Here is a 15,079-nt window from a genome sequence, read left to right on the forward strand (position 1 = left end):
TGTTCAGCAACGGTAAGTAAAATTACACGTCGTAAGTGGTCGATGAAATGTCGCCACCTTTACCTGTCCAGTTAGTGTGGAAGAACTCGCCACGTGGCTTGTCAGTACGCTCGTAAGTGTGCGCACCGAAGTAGTCACGCTGTGCTTGCAGCATGTTTGCTGGCAAACGAGCTGTGGTGTAACCGTTCAGGAATGTCAGTGCGGAAGACATACATGGCATTGGTAGACCTGTCTCGAACGACTTCGCTACCACTTTACGCCATGCAGGCAGACACTGCTCTAGGATATCTTTGAAGTAGTTATCCAAGCCTAGGAACGCTAGCTCTGGGTTTGCTTCAAACGCATCACGGATGTTACCCAGGAACGCACTACGGATGATACAACCGCCACGCCACATTAGCGCTACGTTACCGTAGTTCAGTGACCAATCGTTCTCTTCAGACGCTTCGCGGATCAACATGAAGCCCTGTGCGTAAGAGATGATCTTAGAGGCAAGCAGTGCCTGACGCAGTGCATCAACCCACTGTGCCTTGTCGCCTTCAATCGCTAGGATTGGGTTGTTGAACACTTTTTCTGCTTCAACGCGCTGATCTTTCAGAGAAGACAGACAACGTGCAAATACAGAGTCAGTGATCAGCGTTAGTGGGATACCGTGCTCAAGCGCATTGATACCTGTCCACTTACCGGTACCTTTCTGGCCAGCGGTATCAAGGATCTTCTCAACCAGTGCTTCACCGTCTTCATCTTTGTAGCCCAAGATGTCAGCCGTAATTTCAACTAGGTAGCTGTCTAGCTCTGTCTTGTTCCACTCAGTGAAGATCGCTTGCATCTCGTCCGCAGACAGACCCAGACCTTCTTTCATGAAGTGGTAGGCTTCGCTGATCAGCTGCATGTCACCGTATTCGATACCGTTGTGTACCATCTTAACGAAGTGACCTGCACCTTCTTTACCTACCCAGTCACAGCACGCTTCACCTTGTTCGGTTTTCGCTGCGATGCCCTGGAAGATAGGCTTCACGAATGGCCATGCTTCTGGATCGCCACCCGGCATGATTGAAGGTCCGAAACGCGCACCTTCTTCACCGCCAGACACACCTGCACCGATAAAGCGGATGCCTTTTTCACGCAGTGACGCGTAACGACGGTTAGTGTCTGGGTAGTTTGTGTTACCACCATCAATAATGATGTCGCCTTCGTCCAGTAGCGGAGCCAGTGCATCAATGAACTGATCAACAACGTCACCCGCACGCACCATTAGCATCACTTTACGTGGGCTTTCTAGCTTGCTAACCAAATCTTCCAATGAGGTTGCGCCAACAATGTTGGTCCCTTTTGCCGGACCATTAAGGAACTCATCAACTTTAGCAACGGTACGGTTGTAAGCAACCACTTTGAAACCGTTATCGTTCATGTTTAGGATCAGGTTCTGGCCCATAACGGCCAAACCGATAACACCAATATCTGCTTTCATTTTCGCTCCTTATGCCAGCTCTTTGGCTGCTTCTGAATCTAGGTACCACTCAGTGATGCCATGCTTGGCAACCACCTTAGCGGCAGGATAATTGTTTGCTTCTGGTGACTGCTCGGCGATCTGTTTCAAAACAACCGCTTTGCTCTCACCCAGCACTAAATATGTAATGCGTTTTGCATTGGCCAACAGATGCGCGGTTTTCGACACGCGGATCTGACGCGTTTCAGGATGCGCCGCGATCGTCGCCAGCTCTGTGGCTTCATAGTTGGTTTGCTCTGGGAACAATGATGCCGTGTGGCCATCGGTACCCATGCCCAGCAAGATCCAATCAAACGCCGGCACACCGTGTTCAAGCGGGATCACCGTCAGCATTTCCTCGGCAAAACGACCCACTTCCATCGCCGCAAAATCTTCGCCACGAATACGGTGAATGTTTTCAGCCGGAATAGCAATATGATCAAACAGTAACGCTTTTGCCTGACCGTAGTTGCTCTGCGCGTTATCAGGCGCCACACAGCGCTCATCTCCCCACCAAAAATGCAGGTTTTCCCACGCAATAGTGGTCGCAAACTCGGAGTTTGCGAGAAAATCAAACAACTGTGACGGCGTGCTACCGCCCGATAGCGAAATGTGTACCGGACGATCTTGCTGACTGTAGGTTTTCAGTTCATTCGCCAGTGCTTCAACCACCTGTTGCGCACTGTCAAAAACGTGATAATTCATGCTACTCATAGCTCGCAGTAATCTGTGTTCGCCAGGTTCTTACATGGGAAACGCCACTCACGGTTGTCACGGGTCAACAACTCGTCAGCTTCTTTCGGTCCCCATGTGCCGGCTGCGTAGCCGTACAGGTGCTCTGGGTTTTCTTTGTAATCCAAGATTGGCTGAACAAATTCCCAACACGCTTTCACGGCGTCTGAACGGGCAAACAGTGTCGCATCACCTTTCATGGAATCCAGCAGCAGACGCTCGTAAGCCGTCAGCATATGGGTTTCTTCCAGACTTTCGTAGTGGAAGTCCATCGACACTTCTTTAGCTTCAAAGCCCGCACCAGGTTTTTTCAGGCCAAAGCTCATCAAAATGCCTTCATCAGGCTGAATACGGATGATCAGTTTATTCTCAGGTGCATTCGCACCAAACACTGGGTGTGGGGTTTTCTTAAAGTGAATAACCACTTCTGTCACGCGAGTTGGCAGACGCTTACCTGTACGCACGTAGAACGGTACACCGTTCCAACGCCAGTTATCGATAAACATCTTCAGACCCACGTAGGTCTCTGTGCGGGAATCTTCTGCCACACCCGGTTCGTCACGGTAGCCAATCAAATGCTTACCACGAACGTCAGATTCGGTGTACTGGCCCAACACAAGGTTGTTTTTCAGATCGTTTTCAGACAGTGGCTGCAGGCTTTGGAATACCTTCATCACTTCGTTACGCATGGTATCCGCGTTGATTGCCGCTGGCGGTTCCATTGCGACCATGGCTAACACTTGTAGCAGGTGGTTCTGGAACATATCACGCATCGCACCTGCGCCATCGTAGTAACCACCACGCTCTTCCACGCCAAGGAACTCAGCCGCCGTGATTTCAACGTAATCAATGAAGTTACGGTTCCACAAAGGCTCAAACATGCCGTTTGCAAAGCGGAATACAAGCAGGTTCTGTACCGTTTCTTTACCCAGGTAGTGGTCGATACGGTAGATTTGGTGTTCTTTGAAATGAGAGTGAAGATCGGTGTCAAGCTGCTCGGCGGTCGCCAGATCGTAACCGAATGGTTTTTCAACAATCAGACGTTTCCAGCCACGGGCTTCATTATTCAGGCCGTATGCAGACAGACATTCAGGGATCACGCTGTATAGGCTTGGTGGGGTCGCTAAGTAAAACGTGGTATTGCCGTTGGTGTGATAAGCCTGTTCAATCTCATCAAGGCGCGCTTTCAATTTAGCGTAATCTTCAACATCTTTGGTATCAATCGCTTGATAGTGAAGACGTTGGCAGAAAGCATCCAGTGTCTCTGGGTCCACTTTTTCGTTGGCCGTTAGTGAGGCTTTCAGCTTTTGTTGGAATTCTTCGTCAGAGTACTCTGTACGGCTCACCCCAAGGATGGCGAATTCTTCTGACAGTAATCCATTAGCATAAAGATGGTAGAAGGCAGGGATCAATTTGCGATGGGTCAAATCACCCGACGCCCCGAAGATGACGATACAATTATTTTCAGGCTTAACCATAATACTTACCCACTCGTCTGACTCCGTCAGCACAAGTCATTCATATATTGAGAGTCGCGATGTTATCACCAAGTAGCAAAAGTAACAGTAGGTTTTATCTATAAAATTAATAGGCAAAACCTTTCTTGATGATATTTTAGTCAACCATAGAATTTATGACGGCAAATCACGCCTGAAGTGGTGATTTGTTAAGCGAGAAATGTGGTATTACCAGCTAAACAGATGATAATGAAACCAATTGTTTAGTGTATTCCTCTTGGGGCTGGGTAAATAGCCTCTCGGTATCACCCTGTTCCACTATCCGGCCATTTTTTAATACAACCGTATAATGACAAAGCGATTTAACCACACTTAAATCATGGCTAATAAATAAATAGCTCAATTGATATTTTGCCTGCAAGTTTTTTAATAACTCCAATACCTGTCGCTGAACCGTTCTATCCAATGAGGATGTTGGCTCATCCAGTAAAATAAACGCCGGCTTTAATACCAATGCGCGAGCGATGGCAATACGCTGACGTTGCCCGCCGGAGAACTCATTGGGATAGCGGTGACGGGTCTGCGGATCCAGCTCCACTTCCCGCATGGCTTCACAGATGCGTTGGTCGGTTTCTTCGTCTGTCAGCGTATGGTGCACCGTTAACCCTTCACCGATGATTTGCGCCACTGACATGCGCGGATTCAACGCCGAGAAAGGATCCTGAAACACCACTTGTAGCTGACTGCGATAAGGCAACATCCCTTTGCGATCGAGTTTGGCGATGTCATTGCCGTTGTAGCGGATCCCCCCTTCACTCTCTAGCAGACGTAAAATCGCCATGCCGGTGGTGGATTTGCCCGATCCACTTTCGCCGACCAAGCCGACACTGTGGCCTTTTTGCAGCTGAAAACTCACATCGGTCACCGCTTTGATATGATCTTTCACGCGCTTGAGGATCCCGCCTTTAATGGGAAACCAGACCTTCAGTTGCGACACATCGAACAAAGTCGGTGCTTGTCCATTCGCTTCAACGGGTCTGCCGCTCGGATCTGAGGCGATTAATTGCTGGGTATAAGGGTCTTGCGGGCGATGGAATACATCGTCACGGGTGCCGGTTTCCACCAAGCGTCCCAATTGCATCACGGCCACGCGATCAGCGAGCTTTTTCACAATACTCAAGTCATGAGTGATAAAAAGCATCGCCATGCCAATTTCTTGCTGTAGTTGTTTCAATAAATCGAGGATTTGCGCCTGTACAGACACATCCAGCGCGGTCGTGGGTTCGTCAGCGATCAGCAGTTCCGGCTCATTGATCAACGCCATGGCGATCATCACCCGCTGGCGTTCACCGCCGGACAATTCATGCGGGTATGCCTGCATGCGTTTTTCCGCATCGCGCAATCCCACTTTCTTTAGCCATTCTACCGCTCGCTTTTCTGCTGCCGCTTGGCGCATGCCACGGTGTAACGCCAAGACCTCACACAACTGGCGACCGATTTTATGTAACGGATTCAGAGACATCATCGGCTCTTGGAAGATCATCCCGATACGGTTACCCCGTACATGACGCATGTCCCGCTCGCTGCACTGCAACATATCAATGCCGTCATAGTGCACACTGCCCGACAGATACCTTGCTGAACGCTGCGGCAACAAACGTAAAATGGCATTGGCCGTGACCGATTTACCGGATCCGCTCTCTCCCACTAAAGCGAGAGTTTCTCCCCGATACAATTGCAGGCTGACATCATGGGTCACCTGCTCAACCGTCTCCTGCCCCTTTCTCGTCAATGCCAGTGCATTAGTGCGCTGAAAGCCGATAGACAACTTATCAAGCGTTAAAATAGGCTGCGTCATTTTCATCCTTCCTTAGCGCTGATGATGTGGGTCAAAAGCATCACGGACCGCTTCCCCAACAAAGACCAATAGGCTCAACATAATAGAGAGCACCACAAAGGCTGAAAGCCCAAGCCACGGAGCCTGTAAATTGGTTTTCCCTTGTGCCAATAACTCCCCTAATGATGGTGAACCCGCAGGCAAACCAAAACCCAGGAAATCCAGCGAGGTTAAGGTCGTGACCGATCCGCTGAGAATAAATGGCATCATGGTCAGTGACGCAACCATGGCATTGGGTAACATATGACGCAGCATAATACGACCATCACCCACGCCTAATGCTTGCGCGGCACGCACATAATCAAAGTTACGGCAGCGTAAGAACTCTGCACGGACGACACCGACCAAGCCCATCCAACTGAACAGCACCATGATCCCCAGTAGCCACCAGAAGTTAGGCTCAACAAAACTCGACAAGATGATCAACAAGAATAAGGTCGGCATGCCAGACCAGACTTCAATGAAGCGCTGGCCGAACAAATCCGCCCAGCCGCCATAGTAGCCCTGACAGGCACCGACGATCACGCCGATGACGGTTGATATCACCGTTAACGCAAACCCAAACAGCACAGAAATACGGAAACCATAGATGATCCGTGCCAGCACATCGCGGCCTTTGTCATCGGTGCCGAGCCAGTTCACGGCATCCGGCGGTGACGGCGCAGGACCGGGGAGATCATAATTGATGGTGTCGTAACTAAAGCGAATGATCGGCCAGATCATAAAGCCCTTGGCGTTGATCAAGTCTGCCACGTAGGGATCGGTGTAATCCGCTTCGGCATCAAACTCACCGCCAAATTCCGTTTCGGCGTATTGTTGAAGAATAGGAAAGTACCAATGTGAATCATATTCCACCAAAAGCGGCTTATCATTGGCGATGATCTCAGCAAACAGACTGATCACAAACAGCACCATGAAGATCCACAGTGACCAATAGCCTCTTTTGTGGGCCCGAAATCGTGCCCAGCGTTCCTGCGTTAATGGGCTCATTTTCACAGCTAGCGCGCCTCAAAATCGATCCTCGGATCCACCAAGGTATAAGTAATATCCGAGATAATATTCAACAACAGGCCAAGCAGGGTCATGATGTACAACGAGCTAAATACAACGGGATAATCCCGCTGAATCGTTGACTCAAACCCTAACAGGCCAATCCCTTCTAATGAAAACATCACCTCAATCAGCATGGCGCCGGTAAAGAAAATACTGATAAAGGCCGCCGGAAAGCCGGCAATGATGATCAACATGGCATTACGAAACACGTGGCGATACAAAATGCCCCGCTCATCCAAGCCTTTCGCCCGTGCTGTTACCACATACTGTTTGTTAATTTCATCCAAGAATGAGTTCTTGGTCAGCATGGTTAAGGTGGCAAATCCCCCCACCACCATGGCAATAATGGGCAGTGTCAGGTGCCAGAAGTAATCCACAATCTGCTGATACCAGGTCAGTTGGTCGAAATTGGAAGACACGAGGCCGCGCAACGGGAACCAACTGAAATAGTTACCGCTGGCAAAAAAGATGATCAACAAGATGGCAAACAAGAAGCCAGGAATGGCATAGCCGACGATCACCACCGCACTGCTCCACACGTCGAAGCGCGAACCGTGCTTAATGGCTTTAGCGATCCCAAGCGGGATCGACACCAGATAGATAATAAGCGTGCTCCATAGCCCCAGCGAAATCGACACAGGCAAGCGCTCAATAATCAAATCAATCACATTACCGCCTTTAAACAGGCTTTCACCAAAATTAAAGGTGGCGTAATTGACCAGCATATCGACGTAGCGTTCCAGCAATGGTTTATCAAAACCAAATTGCTTTTGTATCGCCAGCACCACTTCCGGATCTAACCCGCGAGAGCCGCGATAACCGGTATTGCCCTCACCGCCAGCATCTGCCGTGACCACTTCTTGGCCGCCACCGGTAAACCGCTCCATAATGCCGGAACTGTGCCCTTCTAACTGCGCCACCGCCTGTTCAACAGGCCCGCCCGGCGCGATTTGAATGACGAAAAAGTTGATGGTGATGATCGCCCACAAAGTGGGGATCACCAGCAATAGACGTCGCAGAATATAAGCAGACATAGGCGGTTACCGACGCTTTTCAGGCAAGCGCGCGGCTTTTTCCGGATCGACCCACCAGGTATCTTTCCCCAAAGAATATTTCGGACGTACCGCTGGGCGAGCAAATTTGTCCCATGTTGCCACGCGGAATTTACTGATGTGCCATTGCGGCACCACATAGAAATGCCATTGCAATACGCGATCTAAGGCGCGTCCTAACGGCAGCAATTTCTCTGGGTGCTCTTGCTGTTGGGCGATCTGCTCAGTGAGGTAATCAATGGCCGGATCGCTCACGCCGGCGGTGTTGTAAGTGCTGTCGATGAACTGACTGTTCCAGGCAATCAGCAGATTTGGACTTGGGTACGCGTTGGCACCGTACCCCGACGACACCATGTCAAAATCCCGATCACGTAGTCGCTTGATGTACTGAGTGGTATCTACCGTACGCAAGCGCATGTCGATCCCCATCAACTTCAGGTTCTTTTGGAACGGAATCGCCAGACGCTCAGTGGTTGGGCTGTACATCAACAACTCAAACACAAACGGTTCACCCGTTTCCACATTGGTCATGACTTTGTTTTTGACTTCCCACCCGGCTGACTTCATCAGGGCTAGTGCTTGGCGCAACTGCGTGCGAATACGCCCTGAGCCATCGGTCACCGGTGGCTGATATTCTTTGTTAAATACCCGCTCAGGCACTTTATCTTTGATCGGCGCCAATACAGTTAACTCTTGGGATGAAGGTAACCCTTTGGCTTCATATTCAGTATTCTGGAAAAAGCTGCGACTACGGCTGTATTGGTTGTAGAACAGGCTCTTGTTCATCCACTCAAAATCCATCGCGTAAGAAAACGCTTCTCGCACACGCGGATCAGAGAAGTAACTGCGCTGTGTGTTAAACACGAAGGCTTGCATAGTTTGGGGAATTTGGTGCGGGATCTCTTCTTTTATAATGTAGCCATTATCAAAGTTCTTGCCTTGATACATTGTCGCCCAGAACTTAGCGACGTTTTCTTCGCGAATGTCATATTCACCCGCTTTAAACGCTTCCAATGTCACGGTTTCATCACGGTAGTAGTCGTATTGCACTTGCTGGAAGTTATGACGACCGACATTCACAGGGAGATCTTTCGCCCAGTAAGACGGTACCAATTCATAGGTCACGCTCTGGCCAGGTTTATAATTCTTGATCTTATAAGCGCTGCTGCCCACGGGCGGGGTATTGAGTGGCTCGCTGAGGTTTTTATCTTGCCAATAATGGGCCGGCAGCACAGACATGCCTTGTACTAACGCCAACAGGACTTCCCGATTCGGCGTTTTCATTTCAATGCGGGCCGTTAATGGTTTAATGGCCTTTACGGATGCCACATCTTTGAAATACACCTTATATTGCGCCACCCCTTCTTTCATGAATTTATCAAAGGTAAAGGCAACATCCTCAGCGGTGATAGGCTCCCCGTCATGAAAACGGGCGTTGGGATTAATATCCACTTCCATCCACGCATAGTTTTCCGGATAACGCACTTTTTCGGCAATTAACGGGTAATAACTGTCGATTTCATCCGTAGACTGTACAAACAGCGGATCATAAATGGTGTCGCTGCCCGCTGCCGACACACCGCGCGAGGCATAGCGGTTGAAACTGTCAAAGGTACCGACTTGGGCGTACACCACCTTGCCCCCTTTGGGTGCATTCGGGTTGACGTAATCAAAGTGAGGGAAATTATCCGGGTACTTGGCGGTACCAAAGCCCACTAACGTACGGGACTCAATAATGGGGGACGACGATAATGCAGCGTTTTCAGGCGTAGTCGGCGTTTCTCCCGACGTGGCGTGTGCCATCGTTGCCGTGACGAGTACACCGGCACACAGACTCAACCCTATTAGCTGGGATAATTGTTGCCTAACACCTTTAAACGTTCTGCGCGCGCACTGTTTCACCATTATCGCCTCCTTGCTACGTGGTGTGCTCCACACTATTTATCACTTTTTGTGCCGTAGAGTGAGCGTTATCTACTTCATTGAACTAAGAAATTTGAAGCTTCTCTCTTTCTACGATAGGTCATGAATAACAAATGAACAAACAACGGGCGCACAAAAGGATTACGGCAGAACACTTGCGAGAAACGGGCTAAGCCGCTAATATCGCGCCCTTTCGCAACGTCGATCTCTTATTTACTGCTTCGCAGACAGGTATAGAAATGTCTAAGTTCTTTTATAAAGGCCGCATTGAAAAAAAACCAAAGTACGAAAGCTTTGGTTACAACACTAAGCGCGCGCAAAAACTCGGCACTGAAGTCAATCCACTGGCATTGATCGTAAACAGCGAAGAGAAAAAAGCAGAGGTTGAAGCCCTGCTTGCGACAAACGCTATTGTCGCGACAATCACCGTAGACAGCACTGCGACAGAAAACCTGTCTGAGCTGGACATGCTGATCAACAAGCCTAAAACGGTTGTGTTTGAAAAGACCCCAGACCGTAATGACCCATGTTCATGCGGCAGTGGCAAAAAATACAAGAAGTGCTGCGCATAACCGCAGACTGACACCATATACAACCAGCGCTTACCGATAATCACGGCGTCGCGCTGGTTGCTTCCTCTCTATGTCGCATTAGATCGAGACACTCGCCGTTCAAGGTAACCTCTGATCGCATGCAACAACCGCATCAAAGTCAAACAGGTAAAGAAAATCATTATGGGCAAGAGTAAAGGGTATTCCTGTGTTGGGTTATTCAACCCGAAAACACCTGAAAACGTGGGTTCCGTTATGCGAGCTGCAGGATGCTACGGCGTTAACAGTGTGTTCTATACCGGTACGCGCTACGATCTTGCGATGAAATTCTGCACCGACACCAAAAACATCGTGGGTGATATTCCGCTGATTGGCGTGGAAGATCTGAAAAAAATCATTCCTCACGATTGCGTGCCCGTCGCTGTCGATCTGATTGAAGGCGCCAAACCGCTGCCCGAGTATAAGCATCCTAAACGTGCTTTTTATATTTTTGGCCCGGAAGACGGTACGCTGAAAAAAGACATCACGGAATTTTGTCGTGAAACCATTTATGTGCCAACAAAAGGCTGCATGAATTTGGCAGCGGCCGTGAATGTGATTTTGTATGATCGCATGGCGAAGGGTGAAAACTTTTCTAACCACTAAGTCGCTATTCAGCGGTTGTACTTCCCTCTCTATCGCTTTGATTGTATAAAGAAGGAACGTAGCTCACTTTTTTCCTCATCTGAGCTATGTTTCTCTTTTACTAGGACAATCAATTCACGATGAAAAACGCGTTTTTCCTTTCTCTTCTTACGTTATTTAGCCTACCTGCTTTCTCTGCCATGCCAGACGGTAATGCAGAAGCTGGCCAAACCAAAGCCTTCTCTTGCCAATTTTGTCACGGCACCAACGGTGTGGCCGTAAAAGATGGCTACCCACATATGAACGGTCAAAACGCGCTGTACCTTTATAAGGCAATGAAAGCCTACCAAAACGATGAGCGTTTGGGCGACTACGGCAAAATGATGAAGCAGCAACTGTCTGCCCTGAATGATCAGGATTTGGCCGATATTGCCGAATACTACGCCAAACAACCTTAATTCTTCTTCTCTCCTTCATTTAAGAGGCTGTCATGCAACTTGCCCCGCAATACATGCACCATGACGATGAACGCTTTCAGATTGATCTCAGCCCATTTGGCTTTCATTTCTCCCTTGTCATTCATCCTTGGCAAGACGGCTTAACCATGGAACGTCACTACCACGATGGGTCGGTAGAGGCGTTAGAAGGCAGCGTTGATTTTTCCCTGCAGCAGATTGCGCACTCCCCTGGCGGTGTGCACTGGGTGAATACTATTCCGGATCATTTAATTGATTTGATTGAACCTTACCCGGATCTGGGTGTGTACATGCTAAGCCTTGCGGCCACAAATCGCCGGGCGATGGATTTGCTGATCACCCGCCCTATTATGCTGTATTTTATTTGTCAGGCTTACCCATTGGATCGCGAGCAAGCCATTGCGCTGTGTCAGTTTGGGCAGCGTGAGATTTTGCACATGCTGGGGTTTGCTTCGAGTAAAGGGGCGTTGAAATTCTTAGATAAGATCAACGTGACCTTTGATTCTCGCTCGACCCATTTGCAGGTGACGCGTCTGCTACATCCGATTGCGGAGCGTTATCGTTACTTCAACCATTACCCGACAATCAATGCGCAAGCACTGCAGCTAGATATGGTGTTCCCTTACCTGACGGGTTCAAAGTTGGCACACGGGTTAACCAAGGCCAGCCTGAAAAACCGTGTTCGCCTGCCGACCTTGATCAATGACACCGTACAACTGGGTTTACGCCTGGGTTACGAAGCGCCGATGGATGTACTGGCACAGTTGGAAGACATTGATGCGGTCAGCCGATTGCATGACATCTGGGTACAACGTCGGCGCGAACATGAATACGTACCATGTCAGACCCATCACCTTCCTTACCCAGTGATGCTTGAAGGTAATGCGCACATTACGCCGATTGCAGATTACTTTACCTTGCGTAAAGAAGGGGAAGAGTTGCAACACTGTGTAGAGATCTACCACTCACGCATTCTGACAGGCGAGTACTTGGTATTTAGCATGACGCAGCCGGAACGCATGACCATTGGCATGCGCGTGATCACCCGGGACGATGACAGCAAACCCTTCTTTGATATTGACCAAATTAAGGGCTTTAAGAACAAATCTCCGAAGGAAGTGTCAATTAAAGCGGTCTATCAATGGTTTGAGCAGGAGAAAAAACGCCTGAATGTGGCCGGCTATACCCCACCGCCGCTGCATTGATGAGCGAACGCCTTGGAAAAATCCTTTCCATTACGACAGAGAAAAAGGCTACCGCCACTGGTAGCCTTTTGCGATAACGTCTAGAATTAAGCCGATTTGACGGCTTGGGGTGATCCCTTTCGTGTCGATGTGTGTTCTCAGCGAGCCAGAGAAACCCGAATAATCGGGCGTAGTATCACAGATTTCGTCCTGAAGGACGTCGTTCAGGCCACTTAATCGTGCCAGTTTGCGGAACAGATTATGTTATTGCGTCTGCCTCTTGTGGGTTTATTGAGCGTTTGAGCCATAAATCTCTAAAAGGCGGAGCAAAAACAAGCAAATGTTCATTTTATCGTAAATGAACTATGTAATATTTGTCTAAATCAGTGATATACTCCCCCCCCGAATAGTGACAGTAATTGTTTATAGAGAAAAACAATGACAGATTTATCTAAATACAGAAACATTGGTATTTTCGCGCACGTTGATGCGGGTAAAACCACTACTACTGAGCGTATCCTTAAGCTTACTGGTAAAATCCACAAGATTGGTGACACGCACGACGGCTCAACAACTACTGACTTCATGGAGCAGGAAGCTGAGCGTGGTATCACAATCCAGTCTGCAGCAGTTAGCTGTTTCTGGAACGACCACCGTCTAAACGTTATCGATACTCCGGGACACGTTGACTTCACAGTTGAAGTATACCGTTCTCTTAAAGTACTTGACGGCGGTATCGGTGTATTCTGTGGTTCTGGCGGTGTTGAACCTCAGTCAGAAACTAACTGGCGTTACGCGAACGAATCAGAAGTATCTCGTCTGATCTTCGTTAACAAACTAGACCGTATGGGTGCTGACTTCTTCAACGTTGTTGAGCAAGTTAAGAAAGTACTTGGTGCTACTCCACTTGTTATGACTCTACCAATCGGCCGCGAAGAAGACTTCGTAGGTGTTGTAGACGTTCTAACTCGTAAAGCATACGTATGGGATGACTCAGGTCTTCCAGAGAACTACGAAGTTCAAGACGTTCCTGCTGACATGGTTGACGACGTTGAAGCTTACCGTGAAGAGATGATCGAAACGGCTGTTGAGCAAGACGACGACCTAATGGAAGCGTACATGGAAGGTGAAGAGCCTTCTATCGAAGACATCAAGCGTTGTATCCGTAAGGGTACTCGTGACCTAGCATTCTTCCCAACGTTCTGTGGTTCTGCTTACAAGAACAAAGGTATTCAGCTAGTTCTAGACGCAGTTGTAGATTACCTACCTTCTCCAACAGAAGTAGATCCACAGCCGCTAACTAACCCAGAAACTGGTGAGCCAACTGGCGAAGTAGCAACTGTATCTGCAGATGAGCCACTACGTGCTCTTGCGTTCAAAATCATGGATGACCGTTTCGGTGCCCTGACTTTCGTACGTATCTACTCTGGTAAGATTGCTAAGGGTGACACAATCCTTAACGCTGCTACTGGTAAGACTGAGCGTATCGGCCGTATGGTTGAGATGCAAGCTGACGAGCGTAACGAACTAACTTCTGCTCAAGCGGGCGACATCATCGCTATCGTTGGTATGAAGAACGTTCAAACTGGTCACACTCTATGTGATCCTAAGCACGAATGTACGCTTGAACCAATGATCTTCCCAGTTCCAGTAATCTCTATCGCTGTTGCTCCTAAGGACAAGGGCGGTTCTGAGAAGATGGGTATCGCTATCGGTAAGATGGTTGCAGAAGATCCATCATTCCAGGTTGAGACTGACGAAGAAACTGGCGAAACTATCCTGAAAGGTATGGGTGAACTTCACCTAGACATCAAGGTAGACATCCTTAAGCGTACTTACGGCGTAGACCTAATCGTTGGTCAGCCACAGGTTGCTTACCGTGAAACTATCACTACTCCAGTAGAAGATAGCTACACGCACAAGAAGCAGTCTGGTGGTTCTGGTCAGTTCGGTAAGATCGACTACCGTATCAAGCCTGGCGAGCAAGGTTCTGGCTTCAAGTTCACATCAACAGTTGTTGGTGGTAACGTGCCTAAAGAATTCTGGCCTGCAGTAGAAAAAGGCTTCGAAGGCATGATGAACACTGGTCCTCTAGCAGGCTTCCCAGTGCTTGACGTTGAAGTAGAGCTATTCGACGGTGGCTTCCACGCAGTTGACTCATCTGCAATCGCATTTGAAATCGCAGCGAAAGGCGCATTCCGTCAGTCTATGCCTAAAGCAGGTCCTCAGCTTCTTGAGCCAATCATGCACGTTGACGTGTTCACTCCAGAAGACCACGTTGGTGACGTAATCGGTGACCTTAACCGTCGTCGTGGTATGATCAAAGATCAGCAAGCTGGCGTAACTGGCGTACGTATCAAGGGTGATGTACCACTTTCTGAAATGTTCGGTTACATCGGTACTCTACGTACTATGACTTCTGGTCGTGGTCAGTTCTCTATGGAGTTCGCACACTACGCACCATGTCCTGCAAACGTTGCTGAAAAAGTAATCGCTGAGCAGAAAGAAAAGAACGCTAAGAAGTAATTTTTAATTACGTCTAACGTTTAAAAAACCCGGTTGTTTCGGCAACCGGGTTTTATTTTGTCTGTTGTTTTGGATAACCAACCACTCACTCCTCCTCGTCTTCTCGTCTTCTCGT

General features: G+C 48.8%; 12 protein-coding genes. 5 read left to right on the top strand and 7 right to left on the bottom strand.

The window, feature by feature from the left end:
• Positions 1-22: 22 nt before the first annotated feature.
• The 7 genes from gnd to ABT58_RS21210 all read right to left on the bottom strand — a co-directional run bounded on the left by gnd (position 23) and on the right by ABT58_RS21210 (position 9,585).
• Positions 23-1,471 carry a decarboxylating NADP(+)-dependent phosphogluconate dehydrogenase gene (gene gnd, locus ABT58_RS21180; protein ID WP_047876435.1) on the bottom strand — a complete coding sequence of 483 codons (1,449 nt, stop codon included), beginning with the start codon at positions 1,469-1,471 and terminating at the stop codon, positions 23-25.
• A 9-nt stretch (positions 1,472-1,480) separates the two neighbouring features.
• Positions 1,481-2,203 (bottom strand): 6-phosphogluconolactonase, encoded by a 723-nt coding sequence (gene pgl / locus ABT58_RS21185; RefSeq protein ID WP_047876436.1) that lies wholly within the window; start codon positions 2,201-2,203, stop codon positions 1,481-1,483.
• Positions 2,200-3,699, bottom strand: coding sequence for a glucose-6-phosphate dehydrogenase (zwf, locus tag ABT58_RS21190; protein ID WP_047876437.1), 1,500 nt, complete (start codon positions 3,697-3,699; stop codon positions 2,200-2,202). Before zwf ends, pgl begins: the two co-directional genes overlap by 4 nt.
• A 214-nt stretch (positions 3,700-3,913) precedes the next feature.
• The gene (locus ABT58_RS21195; protein ID WP_047876438.1) at positions 3,914-5,536 is read right to left on the bottom strand and encodes an ABC transporter ATP-binding protein; all 1,623 of its coding nucleotides are present in this window, start codon (positions 5,534-5,536) and stop codon (positions 3,914-3,916) included.
• A gap of 12 nt (positions 5,537-5,548) precedes the next feature.
• Positions 5,549-6,565 (bottom strand): ABC transporter permease, encoded by a 1,017-nt coding sequence (locus ABT58_RS21200; RefSeq protein ID WP_047876439.1) that lies wholly within the window; start codon positions 6,563-6,565, stop codon positions 5,549-5,551.
• Between the two features lie 8 nt (positions 6,566-6,573).
• Positions 6,574-7,662: a microcin C ABC transporter permease YejB gene (locus tag ABT58_RS21205; protein WP_047876440.1), complete on the bottom strand. Its 1,089-nt coding sequence runs from the start codon at positions 7,660-7,662 to the stop codon at positions 6,574-6,576.
• Between the two features lie 6 nt (positions 7,663-7,668).
• Complete coding sequence (locus tag ABT58_RS21210) at positions 7,669-9,585, bottom strand: extracellular solute-binding protein (protein WP_082211200.1); 1,917 nt, start codon at positions 9,583-9,585, stop codon at positions 7,669-7,671.
• A 257-nt stretch (positions 9,586-9,842) separates the two neighbouring features.
• On the opposite strand from ABT58_RS21210, the gene ABT58_RS21215 reads away from it, so the two are divergent.
• The 5 genes from ABT58_RS21215 (at position 9,843) to fusA (ending at position 14,964) form a co-directional block, all read left to right on the top strand.
• On the top strand, positions 9,843-10,175 hold the full coding sequence (locus ABT58_RS21215) for a PBPRA1643 family SWIM/SEC-C metal-binding motif protein (RefSeq protein ID WP_047876441.1): 333 nt from the start codon (positions 9,843-9,845) through the stop codon (positions 10,173-10,175).
• A 162-nt stretch (positions 10,176-10,337) separates the two neighbouring features.
• Positions 10,338-10,799 (top strand): RNA methyltransferase, encoded by a 462-nt coding sequence (locus ABT58_RS21220; RefSeq protein WP_047876442.1) that lies wholly within the window; start codon positions 10,338-10,340, stop codon positions 10,797-10,799.
• A gap of 119 nt (positions 10,800-10,918) precedes the next feature.
• Entirely contained in the window at positions 10,919-11,236 is a 318-nt protein-coding gene (locus ABT58_RS21225; RefSeq protein WP_047876443.1) for a c-type cytochrome, read from the top strand.
• A 32-nt stretch (positions 11,237-11,268) separates the two neighbouring features.
• Positions 11,269-12,459 carry a PcfJ domain-containing protein gene (locus ABT58_RS21230; protein WP_047876444.1) on the top strand — a complete coding sequence of 397 codons (1,191 nt, stop codon included), beginning with the start codon at positions 11,269-11,271 and terminating at the stop codon, positions 12,457-12,459.
• Between the two features lie 417 nt (positions 12,460-12,876).
• Positions 12,877-14,964 carry an elongation factor G gene (gene fusA, locus ABT58_RS21235; protein ID WP_047876445.1) on the top strand — a complete coding sequence of 696 codons (2,088 nt, stop codon included), beginning with the start codon at positions 12,877-12,879 and terminating at the stop codon, positions 14,962-14,964.
• Positions 14,965-15,079: the final 115 nt, after the last annotated feature.

This window comes from Photobacterium aphoticum, from assembly GCF_001029435.1.
Taxonomy (GTDB): domain Bacteria; phylum Pseudomonadota; class Gammaproteobacteria; order Enterobacterales; family Vibrionaceae; genus Photobacterium; species Photobacterium aphoticum.